Raw genomic sequence first — 25,333 nt, forward strand, 5'->3', positions numbered from 1 at the left:
TCCGTTGTACACTTGGATCGGTAGATCCTTTTTGATTTAAATCGTTTTGCCTTCCTTCCGGTATTCCCGGCGGATGGCATACACGATATCCCGCTGGTGGATGCAGGGCTCGCTCCGTCGGAAGGCCAGCATGCTGCAGTAGCGGAGAATGTTGACGATGCTTCCACCCGTAAGCTCGTAGGTTTTACCCAGTGCGGCGAAATCTACATCTTCACCGAGGGGGAGCTTGTCGCCGAAGGCTTTCTCCCAGAGGCTGATCCGCTGCTCGACATCCGGAACGGGAAAGTGGATGATACTCTGGAAGCGGCGGGTAAAGGCTTCGTCCAGGTTCCGGATCTGGTTCGTAGCCAGGATCACCATGCCCGCGTATCCCTCGATGCGTTGCAGCAGGTACGAGGTTTCCTGGTTGGCGTAACGGTCCTGCGCGTGCCGCGCTGGGCTCCGTTTTCCGAACAGCGCATCGGCCTCGTCGAAGAACAGGATCCAGTCGCGGTGCTCGGCCATCGCGAACAGGGCGGATAAGTTTTTTTCCGTTTCGCCGATGTATTTAGACACCACCTGGCTGAGGTCGATCCGGTACACCGGCCGGTCCACTTCCTTGCCGAGCAGGCTGGCGCATAGGGTCTTTCCCGTTCCGGGCGGACCGTAGAACAACGCCCGGTAGCCCGGTTTCAGCAGCCATTTCAGGTCCCATTCCCCCAGGATCGTGCCTTCGTGGTTTATCCACAGGCAGAGGTCTCCGATCTCTTCCTGCAGCTGAGCGGAGAGGACCATGTCGTCCCATGTCAGACTCGTGTGCAGGGGTTCGGCCGGAAATTGCGTAGAGTAAGTGGGCGCGAAGGGCCGGTCGGTGGTGAGCCGGGTGAGGGCCTCGTCACTAAGCAGCAGCGCGCCACTGAGGGCGGGCTCCGGGCGCTGCACGGCCTGTAGTCGCAGTAAATTCCGTTGCGACAGCACGCCGTCTTCCCGCAAGTATTCGGTCACCGCCAGCCGCTTTGCCGTATCGGTTCCGGCCAGGAGGAAGGCAGCCGTCTCTCCGGAGGGAAGAAAGCCCCCGTGCTGTCCGCTGGTTAGTCCGCCGAACTCCGTAAAGCCCCGGTCGAAGAGCTCGTTCTTGGTGAAAAAAATATCGAGGGCGGCGGGGCGCAGGTGCGGGCAGAGGGCCAGGGCGATGAGTAAACGGTGGTCCGTCAGCTTCTCCCCTAGGTCCGACCGCCTGGCCGTTTCCCGTAGGGATGCCTCCAGCCGGCGTACGGCGCCCGTATAGGCCGCATCGGGATGGATCAGTTTCGGAGGGGCGGGCGCTGCCGTCGGCTCCCCCCGGAAGTGTACGGCAAAGCGCCATTCAATTCGCTGGCTTAGCCAGTCCAGTTCCCGGTCGATCGCCTGCGCGTGGTCAGTGCTTTTTCCCATTTATCCGTTTTTGGTGCCCCATTCCGTGGTGATCCGCATCGGCATCCAGGGGAGCTGGACGGTAGAGATCGTCCAGGGGAGGAAGCGTAGCAGAATATCGTAGCCCGCCGGGGCCACCGTCAGCGACCAGTCGGATTCCCGCTCGACGAGTACGCCCTCCCGTAGGAAAAAAGAGGCCCGCAGGTTCTCCACGGACGAAGCCCGCAGCGGTTCCCAGTTGTAGCGCACGCCGTCGAGCAGCTGACCGGAGATTTCGATCTCCTCCCGGGTCGGTTCGAATGACTCGGGTAGGGGCATTTCCGTTGGAAGGCCGCAAATCACCTTGTTGAGTACCGTATACGGCTCGGGGCACTCCGTCTGTCCCGTCACCAGGTAGTGGAGCAGCAGGCAGGCGCGGGAAGCATAACCGGGTTTCAGGAAGGCCGACCGCCCGGTCATGCCCAACCGGTTAAAGTACCGCCCGAGAAAGGGTGCCAGCAGGATCATGCCCGCGTTACCCAGGTAGTGCGCGCCATCGAGCGGGTGCCCGGCCTTTCCGCGATCGGTAGTCGGGCCGGGCGTGGCGTTGCCGGTAGAGCCGCCGGTGACCCGTAGTGGGTTAGCTAGTACCGGCAAGCGGTCGTCTCCCTGATTACTCCGCCCGCGCCGCCATTCCCGGTACAGGTCGCCCGCCGATAGATCGTGGTGCCTCACCAAGCAGCGGAACAAACCCGCCACGTACGCCCCCTCCTCGAAGCTTCCTTGGCGGTCGTTCAAATGCGTCAGGGCGGCAAGCACAGCAGTGCGTCCGTAGGCTGCCGGGGTCACGCTTTTTAGGGATTCGGTCAGCGCTTTTTGTACCTCCACCCATAGATTTACCACCCGGCGGTAGGCCACGGGAAAAAGCAGGTAAAGCAGGGTGCGGAGTTGCTTGGTCGGTGAAAGAAGGAACAAGTACCGCCGACCGCCGCGCAGCCCCAGCACTTCCCGGTAGATACCGATTGCCTGGCTGGCGTGCTCCCGCAAGACTTCCTCCTGGATGGCAATCAGTCGCGCTTTCGGGCGCATGTATTCCCCGGGCGGAGGGGCACCGAGCAACAAAAAATACCGCAGCGCGCGGAAGCGGGCGGCGAAAGAATCCTCCGTGTCCGTGGGGCCGTTGCTTCCGAGCAAGCGCGGCAGGGTGGGGGCTACCGCCTCCGCTACCGGTGGTTTTTCCGATGGCATATCCTCCAGTACGGTCACCAGTCGCATGAAGGTGACATCCCCTTCGCTGACAAGGGCCCGGGCTATTGCCGATAGACGCAATCGAAGTTGACCGGCAGCGGCTCCTGCGCTCGGCGCCCAATTTTGGATGCCGAAGCCGACAAACCCGCTGCTGCTATACGTCCCTTGCCGCAGCACGTAGTTCCAGCCGATGGCCAGTCCGGCGCTCCCGGCTTCCTTGTCCTTTTCCGGCTTCGGTAGGCCTCCCTCGGCTCGAAGGATATCCGCCACGCGGGCAAATTGAATAATGAATGCCGCCAGATCAGCCGTCCGACGCCGGATGAACTCCGTGACGACCTCCGGAGTAAGGAGGGAAAAAGCGGCATCCGCCAGTTGTGGCTGGTCGCGGAGCAGCCGGTGTACCGTATCGCTGTCCGCCGCCGTGGCCCGCCGGAAGAGTTGCTCCTCGGATAACGCTTCCCCCTCCCACCAGCCCCGTTCCCGACGGGCTAATCGGTGGCGGAATACGGCCATCAGGGCAATAGCCGCTGCCCTTTCGGGGTGCTCCCGGATACGCGCCACCTGCCGTAGCACGGGCTGCCTCAGTAACCGGACGCCCGAGGTTGGCAACCGGGATTCCAGGCAGGTCAGTAAAAGGCGAAGGGCGGTAGCTTCGTCCGACGAAACCGACGCAGCCAAATTCCGGAGCAGGGCGTGGGAAGCCAGCCCGTATTCGGCCGCCAGGCACTCCAGTACGTGCGCCAGCGCTCGAACGACCCCCAACCGGCCTGGCTCCGCATCATAAATTACCGTGAGGGTATACCAGAAAAACCGCTGCCGTATTCCGTCCCGGTGACCGACGGAGCTGGCCCGTTGCAGAAAGTGCAGGAAGTCGGTTACAACGGAAACCGGCACCCCTGCTTCGGAGTCCAGGGCTTGCGTGATCCGCTGCAGGAGCTCGGGGGCATCGTACTTTTTAAGCGTTTTCGCAACGCGCGCTGGCACACCCCCGTCCCCCCGGATCGGATGTTGCCGCTGGCTTTCCCACTTTCGCAGGTAGGCCGTCAGCCCCGCGGAGTCGAGCGTGGCCATATGTCGCAAGGCATCGTCGGTCCAGTATGCCCGCAACCGCTGGCGGCCCCCCGGCCGAGCTAGTAAGTCGCGGAAAAACTCCGCCGCCCCGGTACCGGATTCACCCAGCAGCGCCGTCAGCAGATCGGAGCGCCCTTCGACGGGCGGGGGCGGGAAACGCTCCGGTACCGGGGAAGCGACGTTCCCCGATAAAGTAGTTGCCACTGGCGTGCCGGCGCCTTCCTCCGACCGGAGCAACCGCCACGCCAGGCTGCCCACGGGGATGGCCGTAAGGGGCTTGTCTCCCTCGGCCTGCTGGACCGCGCGCCGTAGCCACCGAATGTGTTGCTCGGTAAATACCGGCCGTATTCGGGTAAATAGCTCCGCCGATAGCTGCAGGGTTGTCAACACCTCCAATGCTTCCCGCCCGCGGTAGGTAAGCATGAGGTCCAACCACTCCCGCTGCCGAACCGTCGGTGCCTCCCCCCGCAAGCCGGAGGCCAGGAATCGGTTCAGGCGCTCCGCACTCAGCCAATGCTCCCCGACCTTTCGGATGCGGTCAACAACGTGCCGCCCGGGCGTACCGGGACTACCCCGGTGAACGGAAGGCAGTACGTACTCCACCAAGGCGCCTATTTCCAAATCCGAAAGGGCGGCGAGCAACTTCGCCCGTCCACCCGGCCGGCCGAGGAACCCCACCATCCAGGCTAGCAGGGCGCGCGGACCGGACCGCGGCGGTGCGGCACCGTCCGTTTCCCCTATCAGGGCTTCGAGCCGACTTTTCCAGTCCGCCAGGTGGGTGACCCCGGCTTCATCCGGTGACCGGTTCCCAGCGGCTCCCTCCTGTACCGATCGACTAGAATCGGGCTCCGGCGGGGTGGACTCCGTTTTTCCCGCTTCCGGCTCCTGGCGGGGTGGCGCTAACCTTAGCGAATCCGTTTGTTTCCCCTCATCCGCGGTACCGACGGGCCAGGAGGTAGGCGTTACTCCGGTTTGCCCCCGCGGGGATGCCGCCTCGCCGGAGCCAGGGTGCCAACTGGTTTGCGGCCGTTCGATTGCCCCGCTTTCCGTGCCTTTTATTTTTGCGCCGGGGCGCGGGTCCGATGCCAACGGGTAAAACCAGGGGTAACTCCCCGTCAACAAATACTGCCGGTGGGCGGAGATATGCCGCGCTTTGGGAGCGATCGGCGTTAATTCAGGGAGCAAGTCCGTCAATTTTTTAATTAATGCACTGGCGATCCGCCTGACCAGCACCCGCTCGAAATCGTCGCGAGGTAGTTGACCGATGTCGAGAGAAAGGGATTCGATGCGGTAGTAATCCGCGCCGGGAAAAAGCCGATCCAGCGCTTCGGCGACCAACGGTATCAGTCGGTTGCGACATATTTCACCGGTATGCGCCAGGATGTAGTCCGCATCCCGTCGGGAGGAGACGGCGATCCTTATCCGTTGCCGGCCGATGACGTGGGTGCTCATTCCTTGGGGGGGTATTCTCCTGCCGCCCTGGCGCTAATCCACCGCAGCACGGCCTGGCGAAGGGGCACCTCCGCTGTGGGAGGGGGGGCTTGCCGATCGGCGTTGGTTCGCTGCAAGTCGAGGAGATCCTGCCAGGCTCCGCTGGCCGCTAGGGCCGCCTGGTTTTGCCAGTAGGTGAGCAGTGCCTCCGTAGGCGGTGGATCCAGGGTGCGCAACAGCCTGGTGATTTGGGGGAGGGTAGCGTGGCGGAGGTCTCCCCACGTCCGGATGCCTCCACCTCTTAAAGCTTGGGTAGCTTGGACGGGCATGCGGTCGAAAAAGGAGAAATCGGACCGTTGAAACATGAAGTCGTAGCCGTACAACCCACCGAGTCGGTCCAGCCACTCCGCCGGTAGTCGGTTTTGGTCGCGAGGGGCTGGGTTTGACTCCTCCGTTGTTTCGTTCGCCCGCCGCAGGAAAGTGATGAGGGCTGCGGAGTGGGTCAGCCGGTTCGTGTCGTCTCCCCTTTCCGAGGCGGTCAACCACGCTTTAAAATGATTTTCGAACCGAGCCATCTCCCCGGTATCCAGCCAGTAGTACGTGACGCGGAGATGGGCCGGGAGATGCTGGGCTACCAGGGTACGGAACACCCGGCGGAAAGTCGGCTCCTGGAAGGTTGCCGGCCAATCGGGGAGGACGATACTAAGCCGGAAATTGTAAAAATCCTTACTGACCTCGTGGTCGGGGAATCGCTCTTCCGTAAATTCGAGTAGATCGTAAAACCGTTCCGGACTTTCCTCGTGAAACCGCCGCATGATCGCCAGGATGCGTCCCTTAGCCCTACCCGCCGCGCGCCGGTTGGGAAAGGGCGAAGAAAGCAGGATCGGTTCGGTGCCCTTGGTGAGGATTAGCAACCATTGGTCTGCAACGATCTCCTTTACCTGCCAGCTCGTTTTTTGGGAGGCGAGCAGCAACAATTCATCGTGCATCTCCTGCAGGCGTCGTGTTTCCGTATAAAAGGGGCTACGGAAGGTAAGCTTCGTAGCTTCCGTGGGGTGTGCCTCATCCGTTTCCACGGTGAGCGAAAGCAGGCAACCGGAATCCCGGCACGGACGAAGCAGCAGGTGCTCCACCACGAAGAAATTCTCGCCTTCCCGGTTGGCGCGGCGGCTGTAATCCAGGAAGCGGTTTAGGCTATCCGTGACCGTTTTTTGGCTTCCCTTCCTCAGCAGGATGCCTTCGTTGTCGCCGCGGTGCTCCAGCATGCGCAACTCGGCCCCAGTATCGCTCTGCTTTATCCGGAAATTCTTCCGGTCGACCGCCATACGCAGTGCGGTCTTCAGCAGTATGGCCGGTGTTTCTACGGGATCCCCCGGTGGCAACTCCTCGTCCATACCCGGCAGACGAGCGATCGATCGATTCTGGGGCGGGGTGGGAGAGCCGCCGCTAAGCTGGTCTCCCCGTCCGAGGCCGAGCAGCACGAATAGCCGCTTTTTGAGCCCGGACACGTTGTCGGTCTCCCAAGCCGGGCGGGTGTAGTTGAAGGCACTCCCCCGGTTGCGGCTCAGGTCGGGGTATTGCCTGAGCATGGCGGCTTTACCCTCGATGATCGATTGCTTCCGCTCGCCCCGTTGGTGCGTGGTGTAGTGCTGCCGTAGCTGGTCCGGAAAAGTTTCCCCGAATCTGGCCAGCAGGTGATCCAGGAAGCGGTTCCGTCGGTCGTCGGCCGGGTCGAACGCTTGGTTAAGCTTGGTCAGGCTGGCCAGGATCGCCTCCTCCCGCGCACCGGCGCCCGCGGGGAAGTGAACCAGGTCGATAACGTCCGGAATACTGAATGGAAACTGCACGGCGTAGGTGCTCACGTGATCGTAGGTTCCTTCGGCATCGGTGGGTGCCGAAGCCGTGATCGAGAACAGCTGCCGCAGCGAGGACAACTGGGCCAGGTAGTTGGCCATGATCTGCTCGAAGAATAGCAGGTAGGCCTTTAGCTGGGACGCCTTCACCCGCTGTTCCCGCGTGGCGGTGGGGGGCAGACCGTAGGCGCCTACCCCGTAGATGGCCGGTAGCAACTCCTGAAAGGAATGGTAATCTTTCAGGTCGTCGATCCGCTTATTGGCGCGGATGGCGTCTTCCTGGCCGGGAGGCTGAAAGGGACGGGTTTTCATCTCCCGCGCGGTCAGGGTGTCGCTGAATTGCTGTGCCTGCCGAAAGTCGATGCGTACTTCGGTTCCGTTGCGGATCACTTCGATTTTCGTGAAGGGGTCGGCTTCCTGCAGCATTTTCGAGTCCAGGCTCAGGGCGGCGTTTTCCGAAGGAATGATCTCGTCACCGGTGACGGGCCTGCCGTCTTTCCAGACCCGTATGCCGTCCACTCCGCTCACTCCCTCTACGCCCTGGATCGTTTCCCGGATCGCGGACACCCGGGCATTCCCCGGGAGGGGGAGCAGTTCTTGCGGTTTGATGAAGCCGTGTATCGGTTCCGGTCCGTCGAAGATATCCGAGACCGCGTAGCCTTCCCGCTCCAGTTCTTCGCGGCTGTACTGCCTGACCCTCGGATTCAGCAGGTGCTCCACGGCGTGCATGACCCGGGCGAGCACCATCTCCCCGAAGGCATCGGGGGCAATGGTGATCCGCGCGGTGAAGGAAACGTACTCCGTACGCAGTACCACGATGTCGTACAGGTCTTCGCATAGATTCCGGTGGGACATCATCAGCTCCCGGGTCTTCCTGATGGCAGCGTGGGGGTTTGGGGCCCGGTTGAGTTCCTCGCCCAACTGAATCCTGATCCGGTAAAGCCCCCGGTACCCAAAGGGGTTATCCAGGATAGGCTCTACCCACGCATTGCGAATTTCCGGCACCCGATCGATGAGGAGGCGTCGATAGTCACTTTCGCAAACGGGGGTCGTGGGGAAGATCACCCGGGCGGGGAAGAAGGCGTTTTCTTTCTGAACTTTAGCGGTTTGGCCGGTCGCGTAGAGGATATCCTCGACGTCAAAATTGGCCCGGTACGATAGATCGGTAAGGGCGAAGCACAGGTACTCGAGTATGGTCACCCCCGGATCGTGGACGTTATAATCCGTCCAGATGGCACCGGCGAGTTGTTGTACATACGCCAGGCCCTTCAGCCGCAAGGCATGGTAGTCGAGGCCGGTGCGTAGGTGCTCCGTCTTGGGTATGCTGATGTGTTTTTCCACCGGCTAGTCGTGGTCGGCGAACAGGCCATCATCCCACAGTCCCGTAATGTGAAAGCGAATGTCGCTGGTCCGGTTCCCTTCGTCCAGGCCGTAGTGCGTGAAGGTGCGCACCTGTAGGCGGTACTGCTTATAGCCCCCCGACCAGCGCAGGTCGATCCGGTTGAAAAACCAGCCGAAGTAAGTGCGCGTTTGCCGGATGGCGGGTCGACTGCCTTTTCCACCGAAGGCATTCAGGGCGATCCCGTGGGTGACGGCGTACTTTCCTCGTCCCTTCGGACCGTCCGCCCGGGCCACTACTTCCAGGGCCTGGACGTCATCGTAAGGGTCGGTAATGTCGTGCCATTGGCCGTCGGCCGGCACCCGGCCCGTGTGGAGCGTCCCGACCCTTGCCGTGGCGCCCAGGGTGCCGGCGACCTCCACGGGTAAGCGGGGCCGGTCGGTATGCAAGCCCACGTGGTGGTCGTTGGCGAGGAAGAGCGCCGTGCTGGATTCGGTATCTCCGTTTCGGCCCCGGGTTACCCGGCTGAAGCCCAGGCCCCGGGCCCCGTTATTGCGCAGCAGTTTGACCTGCCAGGCGGGAAGCGGGTGATCCATGCGTTCGTAAAAGCTCAGCAACTGGTCGTGATCGCCGTGGGGGGCCAGTTGCAGCCCGTCCCTCGGTTCCTTGGCGATGCCGTCTTCCAGCCGGTTGACGGAGGAGTCGATCAGGTCCGCGAAGTGCTTCTCCGAGGGGAATTTACCCTTGCTGAACAGGGTTTTGAGGGAGTCTCTTTTGCGTTGCATAGGGATCTGTTGTCAGGAGGAGAGCCAATGGGCCAGGATAGCCGCGTTCCCGCGCGGAACGGCTGGTGTAGGTGGCTCCGGCTCGTCTTCCATCGGGTCTTCCGAGATGATAAAGTCGGTCTCCAGTCGCATCCGCTCGATGGCGGTGGGTTGGGGATGTTCGTATTCGTCCACGTCCAGGAAATCAATGGCGTGTTCCTCAGTCGGTACCAGCAGACTCCACGGGCGATAGGCGTGCACGGCATCCAGCGTATACCCATCGTGGGCGGTATCCGTCATTCCGTAAGCGCCCGCCTCCTGGTAGATGTGGACAATGGAGAAGCCGGTGACGTAGGTCACCTCCGGATGACGGCCGATCAGGGCCATCACGTCGTTTTTATTCACCGTGCCGCCGATCGGCAACACACCGCCGGTAAACCAGGGGCAAATCAAATCCCGCAGCCCCAGGTGTAGTTCCTTCCATATGCGCCCCCGTTCGCGCTCGGCTCCTTCTTTCAGGCGTACGCGGCAGTTGATTTTGACCCGTTCGTAGGTGGGATTGATCACCCGCAGGGAAACGAAGGGGCTTAGCCGGTTGCGGAGGTAATTGGTAATGTCGGTAAGCTGAGGGTGCCCGAGGCGGGGCGTGAGGGTTTCCCCCGTAAGCTCGGGTACGCACACTACTACCAATTCACCCGCTTTCACTTGCCCGTCAACGTCCGCCGGCCCGACGCACTTAACTTGGTGGAGGTAGGGGAATTTTCCCAAGACAAGGTGCTCGACGTCCCAACCGGTTACCGCCCGGTTCTTGTGTCGGAGGCGCTCACTACCGCGGATGTAAAAGGCTTCCCGCCCTTCCGGTTCCTTGCCTCCCGTGAAGGCGGTAAGTTGGCGAACGGAGTCGATGCCCGCGATCCGGTACGCCAGGTCGGTAATCCGGGGTCTGGCCAGCGGGGGGGTGGCCAGATGCAGGGGGTCGTCGCTCACCTCCCATAGTGCGGGCACGGCGTGGGGGGTGATGCCCCGGCACCGACCGAGAATCCGTACATCCCCCCGAACGGCGATCCGGAGCCAGTAGCAGTCGGTACCGTGTAGGGGATGCCCCTTCCGGACGTTTTCCTTGCAGTATAGCACCACGATTCCGGAGGTCGACAAATCAACCGTACTGTCGCTGATCACCTGCTCCTGGCCAAAGTCCGTCCACCCGTCACCGCTCCAGAACTGCCAGTTGATTTCTACCCGTCCTTCGGTCGAGGATAGTTGGCCGACCGACAGGTCGAAGAAGAGGCTTAGCGATTCCGGCGGGACTAAATTTTCGATCCCGATCAGGAGGTAGCCATCCGCGTGAAAACGGGGGAGGAGGGAGGTCGATTCCCGGGATTTCCCGGCGTATACGACTTCCGTACCAAAGGGATGTATGGTAAAGAAGCGGCTGCCGGTGGGCGTTGCTCCACTAGTAGCCGTGTCTTCACCAAGGTCCATTGTTTCGATGGCGGAATAGTCGATCCGAACCCGGTTCAGTAGGGGCGTGTGAGGCACCTCCGGCATGGCGGCCGAAGCATAATTGGATGGGGGGAGCAGGGAAAAAGGGCGGGGGCGGGCCTGCAGGGAAAGGCGTTCCGCGAATAGGCGGGGATAGATTTCATGGCCGAAGGCCATGGCCGGCTTGCGCAATACGAACCGGAAGTACCCGGCCCGGACCACGTTGGAATACGGCACCAATTCCCGGAGTGCGTAGTTGGGCCGCAGGGCTAATTTTTCCAGGTTTTCACCGGTCAGGGACAGGGTCGTTCGGGGCGCGATCCCATTAGCGGAGGTGGAGTCGTCCGTAAAGAGTCGCGCTTCGTCGGCGTCAGCGGGGGGGCGAAATTCGTAGTCGGAAAGCGCGCTGATGGCTACGGTGAAACTGTTGTTGTCGGTATCGCCGGGGTATTCCGCGTAGTGATCCGCGAACCCCCGCGGCCGTTGTGGCAGGCTGGCCCAGTCCAGATGGAAATCAACGGACAGGAGCTGGCGATTGGTCAATTCCGGATGCCCGACTAACAGATAGCTCCCGCTTCTCGGCTGGGGGCCGAAGGGCGGGAAGGGGGCGGAGGCATCCACCAGTCCGAGATCGTTGCGCGCGGCAACGGTACGTAGGCCCGCCACGGTCACCGACAACGTTATTTTTTCCAGCAAGAGTTCCCGGAGAAACGAAAAGGGGTACACTCCGTTTGCCGATCGCAGGGTGCACTCCAATACCGGAAAGTCGGTACGGTAGACCGCCCCGTGGACCTTAGGATCGATCCCGACTACCGGCGGTAGGTGGTGGGGGAGGACAAACTCGATGCAGATACCCGCCGCGCCCGCCCCGAGGGGGCTGATTCGGTACCGTTCGATCACCAGCCATGCTCCGGGCGTGGGCAACCGTAGCCGAAAGGCGCGACCGAGCACCTCGTGGAATACGTCCTCCTGGGTCCGGCCTGTTTCGGAGCGGTCGGCGATATCCTCCACCAGCGTTCGTAGAAAGCGAAAGGAGTCGGGGCGACAATGCAGCTCCACGCGTAGTTTGCGCTCCCCTTCCGCCAGTTGCAGGAGGCTCGCGGCAATGGCAAAGCCCATTTCGGCCTCCTGCATTCTTCGATCGGCCGGTCCGAGGTCGAACTGGTCTTCCCCGACCAGCGGCCAACTTTTGTCGGCACGCGCGAACGGCCCCCCGCGGCCATCCCCGGAATCGGCGACGGCCGCACTGTAGACGGCGGTAACCAGTTGGTAGGTGCCGCCGGTGGTGACGGTAGGATTGTGAGCCACGTAGAGCGTCTTGAGCCGGGCAACGCGGGCTTCCGAAACGGCCAACGCGGTCGCGGTGCGGTAGTAGACGGGGTCGCCGGTCGCGGTGTGCCCGGCCAGCAGGCGGGTTCCGGCCGGTATCCGGGTAGTTCCGGCCCCAGGGGTTAATTGAAAGGCGACGGTGGTCCGGTCGGGCTCGGTACCCTTCACCCGGCGGCGGAGAATTCGCTCGTAGTAGTAATCCAAATGCCGCCGGGAGTACTGGTTGAGTTCGTCCTGGGCGTAGACGAACAACCGCAGGAAGGCAATGAAAAGCGCGATATGTGGTTCGTGGTCGTTCCGGTCTTCGATCGATTCCCGGAACTCGTTTTCCGCGATTTCCTGCAGGTAGGCGACCGTAAAGTACAGGCGGCGGTATACTTGCTGCAGGCCCGGGCCCAGGCGTAATAGATAGGGGGATAGCGAATCATCCTCGGACGTTTCGCTATCGGGTGGGCCGTCCGGATGTTCTGCCGGATTTAACATTTGGCGTAGCTTTTCGACGCGCTGCTGATAAACCGCGGGCCGTTCACCGCGCTTTTCCCATACCGGATGCGTTTCGAAGTCCGCTCGCGTGAGTAAATCCTCGACGGTTGTGAGGAAGGCACTCAGCTCGTGGCCGAGTTCAGCCCGCATGGCCGCGTCTATTTCCGCGACGATACGGTAATCGGCCTCCCAACGGTTAAGTCGGTGCTTCAGGGCTTTCCACCCGGCGAGTTTTTCACTTAATTCGAGCAGGTTTCCGATCAGGCCGGTAAACAGGTCAACCAGTTCGGCCTCCTCCGATATACGATGCATATCCAGGAAGGCCTGCTGCACCTTATCGTCTATTTCGCCGGGCTCGTAGGCAATGACGATGGCCAGTACCACGCTGATATCCTGTTCGAAAAGATTTTTCCATGTATAGTGACTGGACGATGCCGGGTCGGTAACGGTTCCCCGGGCATCCACGTATTTAATTTCCGCGGCATAGCTGGCCGCGTAGGCGAGTAAATCGGACAGACTGCGTTCGTCGACACTAACGTATTCGGGGGCCAGAGCCGACCGTTTCCGCTGTTGTTGGGTCGTACCGTAGTGTATATCCGCCTGTGCTCCCTGTTCGCTGGTCATGGATTACATATCGGTGAGATTCGTTCCCTCCCGGAAATAGAATGGGTAGACGATATTGTCGCGGCTGTTGGTGATTCTCTCGGTGTAAACCACTTCGATGTCGATCCGCCCGTCCAGTTCTTCGTGGAAGCGCACTTCGATCCGGTCCACCGTTATGCGGGGTTCAAAGCGCAGAATGGCCGTAGCGATCATGTCTACGATCCGGCTTTCGGTGGAGGGGCCGAAACTTTCGAATACCACGTCGTGGAGATCGCATCCGTAGTTCGGCCGCATGAGCCGTTCCCCCGGCGTGGTGGCAAACAGGAGGAACAGGCTTTGCTTGATGTCCTCCTTGCCCTCCACCATGGCGAGGCTTTGGGCACGGTCTCCGAAGCTGGGCGGAAAACTCCAGCCGGTACCCAGAAACGATTTGAGGTTTAGTTCTTCCATGGGGTAGGGGGGTTATCCGCCGATCATTACGGTCGGCAAGCCGAGCACGACGGTCCCCCCGTGGGCGGTGGAATCGCCCATGCGTACCGCCGGCTTGCCCGTGATCAGTACGGTGGCCGATCCTTTGATCACGCTGTCGGGCGGACCAACGCAGGTGCACATGTCTCCCATGACGGACGCCGGTAGTCCGCCGATCAGCACCGTCGGTGCCCCGGGGCCCGTGACCGGTCCGCCTACGTGGGGGATTGGCGGCACCCCCGGTGTGACCATGGGGCAGGCGTGCATATCGGTAAGGCGGGCGGCGGGTGGCATGGTGGTAATGGGTTTAGTTAATTGATCATGACGATGGCTCCCTTCACGGTGGTTTGTCCGGAGGCACTGATTTCGGCCGAGGCCTTGCCCTTGAGGGTGGCGCCGATTTCCCCCTCCGCCGCGACGTTGAGTCCGGTGAGGGTTACGTCGCCTCCCGAACTGTCGGCGCTTACACCGCTGGTTCCCGCCAGTTTGACGGTCTTGTCGGCGGTGGCACTGATCTCGCCGGAACTCTTCAGGGTGATCCCGTTCGCATCCATGGTGAATGCGTTACCGTGCTGGTCGATCAGGCTGATCGACTTGTCTTCGTCGGAGAGCAGGAGTTTGTTTCCGGCCGGGGTTTCTAAGCGGAAGATTTCCTTCTCGTCGTCCATCTCCAGGGTGATGCCGCTCCGGGTTTGCAGTCCCTTCAGATTATTCTTGTCGTCGGCTACGGAATAGGGCGCCTCGCGCTGCGGGTTGTAGAGGCTGCCGAGTACGACAGCCTTGGACGGGTCATCGTTGATGAAGGATACGATCACCTCATCGCCCACTTCGGGAGAGAAGAAGGCCCCCTTGCCGGTCGTTGCATAAAATGCGGATTGCCGCGCCCACACCACCGTATGCAGCGCCGGAATGGTCACTTGGATGTGCCCTTTGTTATCGTTGCCTTCGTAGGTGGTCACCACCTGGCCGTTGAAAAGGCCACGAACGGTGGGTAGCACAGTGGTTTGCCCCCGGCCCGGGAGGTCGGGGTGCCGTTCGCAGAACAGCTCCGGCGACAACCCGAAACCGATCTCCGTACGCCAGACACCTTCCCGTACGGAATGGCGAATCCGGGACGTGATCGTAAGCCCGTCGAAACGGTCTCCGAAGCCCTCGAGCTCCAGGAGGGTATTCAGTTCAGGCGCACTCGTGCCGAAGCAGGTCACCGACCCGCGAAAGCTGGAAAGCCGGGATCTGGTGAGGAGGGCCTCGGCGACCCCCGTCAGTACCGTTTTATCGGTCGACCCGGTGGTCTCCAGCAGGCGTTCGCGGTCACCGAGCATCCCGGCGATCTTGGTCGGGGATAGATTGCCTAGCACCTGCGCCCCGGCGCCCGATTTGCTGGTTTCCACGTAGTCCTGGGTGGTAAAATCCCAGTCACGGGCGACGACCGAGGTATACTGACCTGTCGTATCGAAATCACCCCGAAAGTCGAGAACGTCGGTCGAGAAGTTCAGGGAGAGCCGCGCGGAGCCGCCGTCAACCGGCTTGGCGATGGCCACCTTCCCGTCGGTATTACTGACGACCATGCCGTTTCCCTCGGCTCGGGTGACGAGAAAGTCCCAGTCGGAGAGCGCATACTGTAGCAGTTGTCGGTGCTGGTACGGCGTGGTTTCCACGGTAGCGTCCAGACCCGCCGCGGAGAGAATTTCCTTCATGGCCGCACTGTCCGAAGTGTCGGTGAAGCTTTTCCGCTTAGGGATGCCGGTGAGGGCAATCGCCTTATCCTGGCAGCGCAGCATTAGGGTAGGTCGACCCTCCCCGCTGGCCCGCAGCGACTGACCGACGATGATGCCCGAAAAGATAGATGCCTCCGTCTCCGTGTATCCCATTTGCAGCTCAACCGCCGCGCCGGGGAGAAAAGCCGGGTCCGTGAGCTCCTCGAAAGCCGCGCTGTCGGAATCCGCGCGGGGTAGTAACAGGGTCAAGGTAGCCTTGCTGATTTGATTGATCTCCCGGTCCACCTCCAGGGAAAGCAGGTCGTAGGTATCGCGGAGGGGCCTGCCGTCGAGGAGCACCGTTATGGTGAGAATTTGACCGGACCGGGCGTCATTGGATAGTTTCACCGGCATCCAGTTGAAGGGGTGGGAAAAGGATTTCCTGGCCCGGCCGCAGGGCCATGACGTTGCGGAGGCCGTTGACGCGGGCCACCTGGATGTAGAAATCGGGCTTCCCGTAGATGCGGTTGCACATCAGGGGCAGGGTGTCGCCGGCTTTTGCGATGCGGATGTGGGAAAGATCGGGGGAGTTTTTTCGCCGCAGGCTGGAGCGGGTAGCCGCGTCGATGTACTGGGTAAAGGTGGCCGTCGCCCTGGCGCGAAGGGGCTTGCCGCTGCGGTCGAATAGCTGGTAGTCGATGGACAGATCGGTGAGTTGACCCTTGAACAGCAGGCCGCTCGCCCCGCCCCATTCCAGCTTGACGAAGTTGATGGAGTGGATGTCTCCGTTGTACAGCAGGACGTACTTCCGCAGCTTTTCGATCTGGGTGGGTACATCGGGCCCGGGGATCACCCCCGTGCCGTCGAACCAGATATCGAGAGCAAAGCTTTCCGGGGGCGGGTCCACCACCCGCTGTTCGACGAGTTGACCGTTGGCCAGTTTCGTTTCGGCCGGGCCCAGGGAAAGCGGGCGGTATTTCCGTTTGTAGCTACTGGGGTTGACGGTGAGTTCGAGGGGGGCTTTGAGACCGTCGACCAAGGAGGTAAAGGTCGCGTCCTTGTAGGCCCAGATGCGAAGTTTACGGTCGGCTTTGGATGAGGTGGGCATAGCTTTCGTGTCTTATCTTAAGCGGCGCTCCTCCTCGAGCAGGCGGTGTATGTTCCGCATACATTCATCAATCACTTGCCGGCGAAACCCCTTTAGCATGGCGCCGTTGTCATTGCTTACCAGCTGGATGATCTCCCGGCGAAGTTCGTCGACGTCGCTCGGGGTGAGTAGCGTATTCTCCTCCGTGGTACCGGTTGTTGTCGGCTGGAGGCTTGCCTGAATGACCAGTTCCTTGATTTCAACGGGCATGGGATCGGGTTAGCTGGGGGAGGAATGCGGGTAAGACTTAGCGGCGGGCTGGTGGTCGACGTCGAAGTAGCCGTAGGCAAAGGAGATGGTCTCGATCACCAGTTCACTGCGCTGGGCGGTCAGCCCCGACAACTCCCACTTTACGGGATAGGCATTCGTGAAAATCCAGCTGACGAGCGATTCTCTGGCCTGATTCCGTTGCCCGCCGCCCGCGTCGAGAAGGGAAACTTTGAGCAGCTTCGGTTTGATCGCTTTGGCCATGCCGCCCTGCAGGGTAGCGATGCACCAATCGGCCAGGGAGGAGGAGCGGAGGACGAGGCCCCGTTTCAGGACCAGGTTGTCGTAGGTCGTGCCGGCCGGGACTTTGTGCGCGAAGCGGTTTTGCCCCCCTTCGGAGATGGATGTCACCTCCATGGTCACGTTGATGCCCGATACTTCCTGGAAGCTGGCGTCGATGGGGGGGAAGGGCGATTCTCCTTCGCCGAGGATCTCGACGGAGTAGAAAAACCCTACCGGTGGCTGGTAATTGGCGGTGCCCGGTTTCATGCGATCGGTTTAAACTTTGGCGAAGGTGAGCCCCTCGTGCGCCAGTACGATCTCCTCCACGGCGACCTCGCTGTTCTGGGCGTTCAGGTCGGTGCCGGAAACCTTCATCGGCCAGGCGTTTTTGAGCGTCCAGGTGAAAAGCGGGTCGTGTTCCTCGTTGAGCAGGGAGATGGTGACGGTGGACCGGATGATGGTATTCATCTTCACCTTCATGAAGTAGTCGAAGAGACTCGTATCGCTGAGGAACATCCCCTTTTTGAGGGTGACGTCCGACGATTTGCGGAGCCCCGGCATCTTGATGGTCGAGAAGTCGATGCTGTCGCCGGAGCGGTATTCCATCATGTCGTATTCCGTGTCCAGGCCGGATACTTCCTGAAACGACACCTGCTCGTCGAGTCCGTCGATGGTGACCTGAAAGTGAAATTTGGGTACGGGCCAGGGGTTTTCCTGTTTTTCGCCTGCCATGGGAGAGGGTATTTATGCGTGATGGAGGAAAGAGGTAAGCGGGTGCTTAGGATTGCTGCATTTTTTGCTCGAAGGTGATGACGATGAATTCGGCGGGCCGGGTAACGGCGAGCTTGACGCTCATCCGGAGGTATCCGTCCAGGATGTCCACCGGGGTCATGGTCACGCCCAGGCCGATATTTACCTGGAAAGCATCGGCGGCCGTGGATCCGGCGAGCGCTCCGGATTGCCATACGTTCGTGAGGAAGTTCACCACCACGGCCTTTAAGTTTACCCAGGTGGAGGAGGTATTGGGCTCGAAGACGTAGGGTTCGGCGGCGTATTTGATGGACTGCTCCACGAAGATCACCGTGCGCCGGACGCTGATGTACCGCCAGTCCATGCTGTTGCCATCCAGGGTGCGGGCACCCCACACGAGCGTTCCTTTTCCGGGAAAGCTGCGGATGGCGTTGACGGCCTTGCCGTTGATGGGGATGTTGAGGTCCTCCTGCTGGTCGCTGCTGATCGTGACGGCCGGATCAATGACGGATCCCACACTTACGTTAGCGGGAGACTGGTGCACGCCAACGGTGTTATCCACCATCGAGTAGATTCCCGCCATCGCCGCGCTGGGTGGCAGCAGGTTCAGCTCCCGGCGGATGTCCCGCAGTACGGATTTGAACATGGGGCTTACCGCCACGAGCCCTTGGTTGGCGGTTTTTAGTTTTTCCTCGTCCGCCACCATGCTAGGCAATTCTTTGAACAGTTCCTCCTTCACCTTCTTGGCGAAATCGGGCTTGGCCAGTCCGTTGTAGACGTCTTGGTTAAGCGCCCGGTCGAGCAGGGAGAGGAGGCTGGTGACCGGTACGTCGATGAAATTCGTTTTGAAGTCATCGCGCTTTTCGATTTCGCCCTTTTCCGTAAAGGTGCCATCCGGAAATTCCCGGACATCCCCCACCGCGCCGATATTGGTGATGTTGCGGAGGCTAACGGCATCGGCCGAAACCGCCAGCGTATTGAGGTAGGGGAAGTAGGCCGCGCCCCACTGCAAATTATTCGAGCCGATGGTGCCGCGGTACCGGTCAATGTCATCCTGCATGTTGTAATCCGGATCCTGGTATGCGGCCCGGTTCATCCATACGTCCGTGATGGCGAAGCGGCTGCGCATATCCGTGCCGCAGTGTTTCAGCACCGCTGCGTACAGGCTGTTCATGGCGGTGACCATAGCCGTTTCCTGTCCGGCATCGACTTTGACCGTGGTGGCTTCGGGAATGACCACCATGGTGGGTTCCATTTCCTTGAGCAGGGGATCTATCCCTTTTTGTAGTGTTTCTAGTTTGACCGCCCCCCCATCATCGGTGTATCCTCCTACGGACACGATGTAGCAGTCGGAACCCCCGTTGGAGAAGAACATTTTCATCTGCGCGTACAGGGTAAAGTAGCTTTCCCTGATCTCCACGGTGTAGGGGATCGTCGGATTTGGGGAATCGCCCAGCTCCACCTTCGTAGTCGGCGCGCCCCCGAAGAACTGCAGATATTCCCCGAAGGAGGAGATTTTGGTTGGCTTCAGCAGCAGGGATTGCTTGCTCCGCTCCGCCCGCTCCGTATACCCGATAAAGGCGGGTACCGCCGTAGCGACCGGCACCGCGGAGCTGGGGAAGGCGCTTCTTTCTTCAATGTAGACCCCCGGGGTCTGATAAACTCTGGCCATAGGTTGGTGGATTTAATAGCAAATGGGAGGAAGTATCACAGGTAGATGAAGAGGTCGGAGAAATAGGTCTCCTTTCCGGGGTCGGGAATGATCCGGGATGGGCCGGCGGATGGCAGCGGCAGGGTCATGGTTTCGGTTCCCGACCCGGAAGTGGCCGATCGGTTCAACTGGAATTGCCGCTCGGGGCGTTGACGCAGGGCGACCGGCGTATCCGCTACCAATTCCACGGCTTCCTGGCCGTTGGCCAGGCGGCGGGTTTCGGGCGCCTCCACGAAAGCGACGGCGGAGGCACCGGCGGGTGGCGATGCTTCCTTGATGCTAAAGGTGACCGTTTCCGATTCTTCGGTCGCCGAATCCACCACGAGGTACCGCCACCGGGTGGACCGGGCGGCAAACGACAGGGTCAGGTCGGTCACGGCGGTGGGGTGGGTCTCCATTGAAACCAGGCACTGTAGGAGTCCGATCGCCCCGGGGGGTAAGGAGTGGCTACCGCCTATGAAGGTCAGGTAGGGGGTTCCGGCTTGGAAAAGGATGTAGCGCCCGGGCGCCGATTGGCTCAGGTCGATCCGTACGCTTTCGTCCTCCGTCCCCAGTATCGTGCCCTCGTCGTGGGCGTTGCCGGCTGCATCGCGCAGCGTGAGCTCGTCGGGCGAAAGGTCGGGTAGCAGGAAGGAGGGGGGGAAGACGGGGTGCCGGTTGGACGCCGCCGGGCTCAATTCACCATTCACTGTTTCCCAGCTACTGAAATAGTAGCCCGACGCGGCAGGATCGTCGATGGGCAAATCGGTGTAGTTGGAGAACAGCGGGTCGCCGGAGCGCAGGAGGAACGTGAGCAGTACCGAAACGGGGGGATCCATAAGCGGTGGTGTCCGATTACCGGTGGTTCCGTAGTAGAGGGTGTACCCGTAATCCCGCCGGTGCCAGCGGAGTTGATAGTGGCGCAGCAGACCCTCGGTGGGTCCGAAGGGAACGACTTCGATGGCCGGGTTTACCCCCGTAGTAAAGTACGGATGGTGGAGGTAGATATTCAGCAGCGGCGAGAAGGCGATCTCCATACGGCGGTCAGTCTTGGGGCGTTGGGCTTAGTCCGGTAGTGACGCCCACGCCGCGTACCTCGCTGATCTCTTCCAGCACCCGATCGTGTTGAATGGGTACCGTCCGGATGCGGATGCATAGAGACGGGACCAACTTTGCCCCGATGGCGCCCCAAAGTTCGTTCAGTTCCCGCTGCTCCTGATTCTCGATTTCAACGGTGAGCTTATCGATGCCCGCCGGAAAGTCGGGGGTGTTATTCGGAGTGAAGACCTGCTTGTTCTGGAAGTAGCCGACCAACAGATCCAGGAACTTTAGCGCTTCCGGGTAGTTTCCCGGAAAATTGGCGGATAGCAATAGCCGCAAATTCAGGCAGATGGGTGGATTCACCTTCGCGCCGGCCCGCGGCGGCCGGTTGAGATTGTGCTTGTCTTGCTCTAGCCCCGTCAGCGTACACACGATCCGGTTTTCGATGCCCGTGGCGGGATTGCCGTCCAGATCCACCAGGCCCGATAAGGCCGCCAGGGTGCGCGCTTCGCTGATCGACCGTTGCAGGTGCCGATTGAGGTCTTCCACCAATGCGGTTAATACGGTGTAAATCATTTACTGAGGTTGGGATACTAGAGTAGTGTTCTGACGATGCCGTCAGTTACGAAATAATTATATAGGGGTATGACAACCCTAAAAGGGCGGGCCGAAAAAAGGGAGTGAATGTTTTAACATAAGTAATATAGGAGAAAATATTTAATTCTGTCCTGTATCACGTTATTTATCTTTTATGCCGGGATGGCTACTTGTTTGATCGCCATCATCACCAACCGGAAAAGGTAAACGCCAATGAAGCAGACGGCATAAGCGATAACGAACAGCTCCGTCACGAATACTTTTTCGTCGGGGCTGTAAGCGGGGGCGGGCGATACGAGATCCACCGCGGACAGCCAAATAAAGGCGAGGGGGAAAGCCAGCACCAGCGTAGCCAGCAACCAGACAAATTCACGGGCGATAAATGCTTTCATATAGGCTGGCGTAGTATTTCTCTAATCCGTCCGATCGGTGTCCTGAGGTGGAGTAAAATCCGGAATATCAGCAATACCGGCTATGGCAATCCCGTATTTGAGAAAGCATTCATACCGTCTATCTTAATATACGGGATAATCGCGATTGATCGAATAAGACACCCTGCAATCGCGCCCGGTCGGTATCTTGTTTATTAGATCCGTACTTCTGACCGTTACCCATAGGATTCAGCCCGCCACCATCACTATTCGATGGGCGAAATGAATAAGAATGCCGTACACGGTACCGGGAGGGTGAAAGCCGGGGGGGCTATACGATAAAGTTCACCACCCCGCCGTCTACCCGCAGCGCGGCCCCGTTGGTCGCAGAGGAGAGGGGGCTTGCCACGTAAGCCACCATATTCGCCACTTCCTCCGGCTCCGCCCAGCGGTGAATCAGGGAGGTGGGGCGTTTTTCGTCGATGAAGTCCGCTTTGACCCGGTCGAGCGATTTGCCATTTTCCCTGGCCTGTTTTTCGAGCGAGGCTTCGTTGGCGCGACTCAGGGTCGGGCCGGGGAGCACCGAATTAACCGTCACCTTGGTCCCCTTGGTGAGGCGGGCCAGTCCGCGCGACAGGGCCAACTGGGCCGTTTTGCTCACCCCGTAGTGGATCATTTCCGTGGGGATGTTCTCGCCCGACTCACTGGAAATGAAGATGATGCGGCCCGCGTTTTTCTTCAACATCCGCGGGAGGTAGTGGCGGGCCAGGCGAACCCCACTCATCACGTTCACGTCGAAGGTCGTAAACCACTGCTCGTCGGTGATTTCGGCGAAGGCCACCTCGCCGAAAATGCCGACGTTATTGATCAGGATGTCGACTTCCGGTAATTCGGCGAGTAGGTTGTCGATGTCCGTAGGTTTGGAAAAGTCGGCGGCAATGCCCCGCACCCTGGAATTCCCGGTTTTCTCCCGGAGTGCGGCGGCAGCCGCTTTGACGTCCGCCGGCTTGCGGCCATTGACGATCACTTCGGCCCCTTCGGCAGCGAGCAGGTGGGCAATGGCGGCACCGATCCCCGCCGTCGATCCGGTGACCAGGGCTACTTTTCCGTTCAACTGTAAGTCCATCTTCGATAGGTTTCCCTCACAACCACCCCCGTGGCGGGAGGTTGTCCCTAACCGCCAGCCTCCGGATCAAATAATCAGAAAAGGCCCGGCAAACTTTTGATTTGCAGGGTACCGGTGTACTTTTGTCGTTATCTATAGTTAGTCTAGATAAAGATGTTGGCCGATCCACGTGGTTCTACGCTTTCCTTTCCTACCGGATTTGCCCGCCCGGTCCGACCCTTCGCAGTCCGCCGCAGATCGGGTGCCCCGGCGCCCACCCCAACGATTGTACCCTAACAAAATTCCCCATGGCAAAAACGCATTCCTACGGCTTCCGTGAGCTGACCAACGACATCCACCTGTGGCTGGGGCTGGCGAGCGGGATCATCCTCTTCCTGGTTTGCCTTAGCGGCACCATCCTGACCTTCGAGCACGAGATCAAGGATGCCACCCGGGAGGAGATGACGGTGACGCCGATGGGGGAGAAACTGGCCGTTTCCCAACTCGTGACCTCGTTGGAGGAGGGCGGGGAAGGCACCGTGACCGGTATCACCATTCCGGCCGCTTCCGATGCGCCGTATCGCTTCTCCGTCAAGAAGGATCCGAGCGAGCGCCGGGGCACCACGGTACTGGTCGACCCCTATACCGCCACTGCCCGGGAGGAGGGGGCCTCTTCCGCCGACGATTTTCTCTTCGTCATGTTCCGGCTGCACCGCTGGTTGCTATTGGATTCCGCTATCGGACGGCCCATCGTGGGCGTAGCGACCATCATCTTCATGGTGCTCGCCGTTTCCGGCATCGTGCTCTGGTTCCCCAGGAAAGTGCGGTGGAAGTCCGTCAAGCAGGGCTTCAAGATCAAGACCGCCGCCGGCTGGAAGCGAATCAACCACGACCTGCACAACACCCTCGGCTTTTACGCCAGCATCTTCATCGTGATCATGGGACTCACCGGGCTTTGCTGGTCGTTCGAGGGCTACCGCGAAGGACTCAGCGCCGTCATCGGAGCTAAGGTGTTCGACCGTAGCGGACCGGAGTTCGAAGCGGGCGCCGGAGCGCAGGAAACCACCATCTCCCTGGACGAAGCCATCGCCAGCGCCCATGCTACCTTGCCCGGGGCCGGCGATTTGTCGGTGAACCTGCCCGCCGAACAGAACGCCTTTTACACCTTCCGGAAATACGATGCCAGCGCCTGGTCGCCGGTTACCTACGACCAGCTGTACCTCAGCGAGCAGGGCCAGGTACTGGCTACGGTCCGCTTTGCCGATAAGGGGTTGGGCGAGCGAATCGCCGGCCTGATCAAGCCCCTGCATACGGGCGAAATCTTCGGCACCTTTTCCAAGATCCTATACTTCCTGGCCTGCCTCATCGCTACCACCCTGCCCATCACCGGTACGCTGATCTGGTGGAATAAGCTGCAGAAGAAACGGCGGCGCGTCTCGGCCTAAAGCCCTACCTTTATTCCGGATTGAATAGCTACCCGAATTTTTTCGGATAGCCGGACACTAGGATACGACACACATGATCACTTGCCCCCGACGGCTGCTTTTTGGCGGCCTGTTTCCCCTGCTATTTCTTTATTGGTCGCCGCTTTGCGGTCAGGACAGTATTCCGCCGTCCGGGCATTTCGAGGTTGAGTTGGAACCGGCCGCTTTCATTTTTCGGGGGTATACCCTCAATATGGGCTTTCAGTCCGGTCCCTTCCGGGTCAGCGTGAAATCCTTCGCCGTCAATCAGCCCCGGCTCTTCGTGGGGAACCAGCACGTTGCCGTCCAGAGCTCCGGGATCGGCTTCGAGGTCAATTACCTTTTCCGGCCAGGGCGTACCCCCTTCGTAGGGGCACTGAGTGATTTCTACAGCGACCAACTCTTTGCCCGCTCCACCCACGGCAACGGCTTACAGAAGTCGGTCAGCGCCGGCGTACGGATCGGATACCGCCACCTTTTCGGCGAGATGGCTACGGACTACCGCGGATGCTATTTGTCGGGCTCGCTGGCCGCCTTCCGCAAGTTGGATGCGGGCGACCTGGTAATCGCCGGAGAGCATTACGCCCCCCGGTCGCTGTACCTCATCCCGGCGGTGAACGTGGGCTACCGTTTCTGATCCGCCGCACCACCCGTGAGCGAACTTTCCGCCCGCCCCGCCATTGACGGTGAAGAACCAGGTATATATACACTATGCAACACGTACTCGTCATCGGGGCCCACGGTCAGGTAGGCTCCCTCCTCACCGACAAACTCCACGCGGCTTCCGACTTCACCCCGGTAGCCCTTATTCGCAAACCGGAACAGGCCGACGACTTTGAAAAGAAGGGCGTCGAAGCGCGGGTGGCCAGCCTCGAAGACACCGTCGAAAGCCTCGCCAGGCACATGAAAGGGATCGATGCCGTAGTGTTTACCGCCGGTTCCGGGGGCAATACCGGAGCGGATAAAACCCTCACCATCGACCTGGACGGGGCCGTCAAGGCCATGGAGGCGGCCAACTCGACCGGGGTCAATCGCTTCGTGCTGGTGAGTGCCCTGTTCACCGGCGACCGCGACAAGTGGCCCGATGAAATGAAGCCCTATTACGTGGCCAAACACTACGCCGATCGTATGCTGGAGCAATCCGGACTGGACTACACCATCGTCCGCCCCGGCACCCTCAAGAACGAGGCCGGTACCGGTAAGATCGACACGGCCCGACCCGGAGCGGAACCCCGCGACGTACCCCGCGAAGACGTGGCCAGTGTAATCGTGGAGGTGCTTGGTAACCGGACTTCAATCGGTAAGGTGATCGAATTTTCCCGGGGAGAGACGCGCATCGCGGATGCAGTGGCCGCTTTATAGGAGGTATGCTTTGCTCCCGCGCTCCGCCGCCCAAAGGGTAGGCGGGGGGGGTACCCGTAACGCTTAGGCGGGGGGAATGAAACGATTGTCCGCAAACGGGAAACAACCGCCTTCGCGAACGGGAATCACAGGGTAGATTGCTTGTATGGTACCGGGGACGCTTACCCTTACCCGGTCGA

At 60.5% G+C, this 25,333-nt stretch carries 20 protein-coding genes; 3 read left to right on the plus strand and 17 right to left on the minus strand.

Annotated features, from left to right (window positions below; all coding sequences use genetic code 11):
• Positions 1-36: 36 nt before the first annotated feature.
• The 17 genes from CLV84_RS05045 to CLV84_RS05125 all read right to left on the minus strand — a co-directional run bounded on the left by CLV84_RS05045 (position 37) and on the right by CLV84_RS05125 (position 22,350).
• On the minus strand, positions 37-1,413 hold the full coding sequence (locus tag CLV84_RS05045) for an ATP-binding protein (protein WP_104418637.1): 1,377 nt from the start codon (positions 1,411-1,413) through the stop codon (positions 37-39).
• A complete protein-coding gene (locus tag CLV84_RS05050; RefSeq protein WP_146088720.1) occupies positions 1,414-5,142 on the minus strand; it encodes a contractile injection system tape measure protein in 3,729 nt (1,242 codons plus the stop codon).
• Positions 5,139-8,315 carry a hypothetical protein gene (locus CLV84_RS05055; protein WP_104418639.1) on the minus strand — a complete coding sequence of 1,059 codons (3,177 nt, stop codon included), beginning with the start codon at positions 8,313-8,315 and terminating at the stop codon, positions 5,139-5,141. Before CLV84_RS05055 ends, CLV84_RS05050 begins: the two co-directional genes overlap by 4 nt.
• Before the next feature lie 3 nt (positions 8,316-8,318).
• Positions 8,319-9,098, minus strand: a complete 780-nt coding sequence (locus CLV84_RS05060) for a hypothetical protein (protein WP_104418640.1) — start codon at positions 9,096-9,098, stop codon at positions 8,319-8,321.
• A gap of 12 nt (positions 9,099-9,110) precedes the next feature.
• Positions 9,111-12,995 carry a baseplate J/gp47 family protein gene (locus tag CLV84_RS05065; RefSeq protein ID WP_104418641.1) on the minus strand — a complete coding sequence of 1,295 codons (3,885 nt, stop codon included), beginning with the start codon at positions 12,993-12,995 and terminating at the stop codon, positions 9,111-9,113.
• A gap of 3 nt (positions 12,996-12,998) precedes the next feature.
• Positions 12,999-13,424, minus strand: a complete 426-nt coding sequence (locus tag CLV84_RS05070; protein WP_104418642.1) for a GPW/gp25 family protein — start codon at positions 13,422-13,424, stop codon at positions 12,999-13,001.
• Positions 13,425-13,436: 12 nt separating this feature from the next.
• Positions 13,437-13,736 carry a PAAR domain-containing protein gene (locus tag CLV84_RS05075; protein ID WP_104418643.1) on the minus strand — a complete coding sequence of 100 codons (300 nt, stop codon included), beginning with the start codon at positions 13,734-13,736 and terminating at the stop codon, positions 13,437-13,439.
• 17 nt (positions 13,737-13,753) lie between these two features.
• On the minus strand, positions 13,754-15,547 hold the full coding sequence (gene vgrG / locus CLV84_RS05080) for a type VI secretion system tip protein VgrG (protein ID WP_170067579.1): 1,794 nt from the start codon (positions 15,545-15,547) through the stop codon (positions 13,754-13,756).
• Positions 15,531-16,247 (minus strand): CIS tube protein, encoded by a 717-nt coding sequence (locus tag CLV84_RS05085; protein ID WP_104418645.1) that lies wholly within the window; start codon positions 16,245-16,247, stop codon positions 15,531-15,533. The genes vgrG and CLV84_RS05085 overlap by 17 nt, the downstream gene beginning before the upstream one ends.
• A 12-nt stretch (positions 16,248-16,259) precedes the next feature.
• Positions 16,260-16,496, minus strand: coding sequence for a DUF5908 family protein (locus tag CLV84_RS05090; RefSeq protein ID WP_104418646.1), 237 nt, complete (start codon positions 16,494-16,496; stop codon positions 16,260-16,262).
• A gap of 9 nt (positions 16,497-16,505) precedes the next feature.
• The gene (locus CLV84_RS05095; protein ID WP_104418647.1) at positions 16,506-17,042 is read right to left on the minus strand and encodes a phage tail protein; all 537 of its coding nucleotides are present in this window, start codon (positions 17,040-17,042) and stop codon (positions 16,506-16,508) included.
• Between the two features lie 9 nt (positions 17,043-17,051).
• The gene (locus tag CLV84_RS05100) at positions 17,052-17,507 is read right to left on the minus strand and encodes a phage tail protein (RefSeq protein ID WP_104418648.1); all 456 of its coding nucleotides are present in this window, start codon (positions 17,505-17,507) and stop codon (positions 17,052-17,054) included.
• A gap of 46 nt (positions 17,508-17,553) precedes the next feature.
• The gene (locus CLV84_RS05105; RefSeq protein ID WP_104418649.1) at positions 17,554-19,197 is read right to left on the minus strand and encodes a phage tail sheath family protein; all 1,644 of its coding nucleotides are present in this window, start codon (positions 19,195-19,197) and stop codon (positions 17,554-17,556) included.
• A gap of 35 nt (positions 19,198-19,232) precedes the next feature.
• Positions 19,233-20,252, minus strand: coding sequence for a hypothetical protein (locus CLV84_RS05110; RefSeq protein ID WP_104418650.1), 1,020 nt, complete (start codon positions 20,250-20,252; stop codon positions 19,233-19,235).
• 7 nt (positions 20,253-20,259) lie between these two features.
• On the minus strand, positions 20,260-20,832 hold the full coding sequence (locus tag CLV84_RS05115) for a DUF4255 domain-containing protein (protein ID WP_104418651.1): 573 nt from the start codon (positions 20,830-20,832) through the stop codon (positions 20,260-20,262).
• A 173-nt stretch (positions 20,833-21,005) separates the two neighbouring features.
• Entirely contained in the window at positions 21,006-21,245 is a 240-nt protein-coding gene (locus tag CLV84_RS05120) for a hypothetical protein (RefSeq protein ID WP_104418652.1), read from the minus strand.
• Positions 21,246-21,555: 310 nt separating this feature from the next.
• On the minus strand, positions 21,556-22,350 hold the full coding sequence (locus tag CLV84_RS05125) for an SDR family NAD(P)-dependent oxidoreductase (protein WP_104418653.1): 795 nt from the start codon (positions 22,348-22,350) through the stop codon (positions 21,556-21,558).
• Between the two features lie 287 nt (positions 22,351-22,637).
• Here CLV84_RS05125 and CLV84_RS05130 point away from each other — a divergent pair, with 287 nt between their 5' ends.
• The 3 genes from CLV84_RS05130 (at position 22,638) to CLV84_RS05140 (ending at position 25,154) form a co-directional block, all read left to right on the plus strand.
• Positions 22,638-23,774 (plus strand): PepSY-associated TM helix domain-containing protein, encoded by a 1,137-nt coding sequence (locus CLV84_RS05130; RefSeq protein ID WP_104418654.1) that lies wholly within the window; start codon positions 22,638-22,640, stop codon positions 23,772-23,774.
• Between the two features lie 73 nt (positions 23,775-23,847).
• Positions 23,848-24,429 carry a hypothetical protein gene (locus CLV84_RS05135; RefSeq protein ID WP_104418655.1) on the plus strand — a complete coding sequence of 194 codons (582 nt, stop codon included), beginning with the start codon at positions 23,848-23,850 and terminating at the stop codon, positions 24,427-24,429.
• 74 nt (positions 24,430-24,503) lie between these two features.
• Positions 24,504-25,154, plus strand: coding sequence for an SDR family oxidoreductase (locus tag CLV84_RS05140; protein ID WP_104418656.1), 651 nt, complete (start codon positions 24,504-24,506; stop codon positions 25,152-25,154).
• Positions 25,155-25,333 lie beyond the last annotated feature (179 nt).

Origin of the sequence: Neolewinella xylanilytica, assembly GCF_002934605.1 — a bacterium.
Lineage (GTDB): Bacteria > Bacteroidota > Bacteroidia > Chitinophagales > Saprospiraceae > Neolewinella > Neolewinella xylanilytica.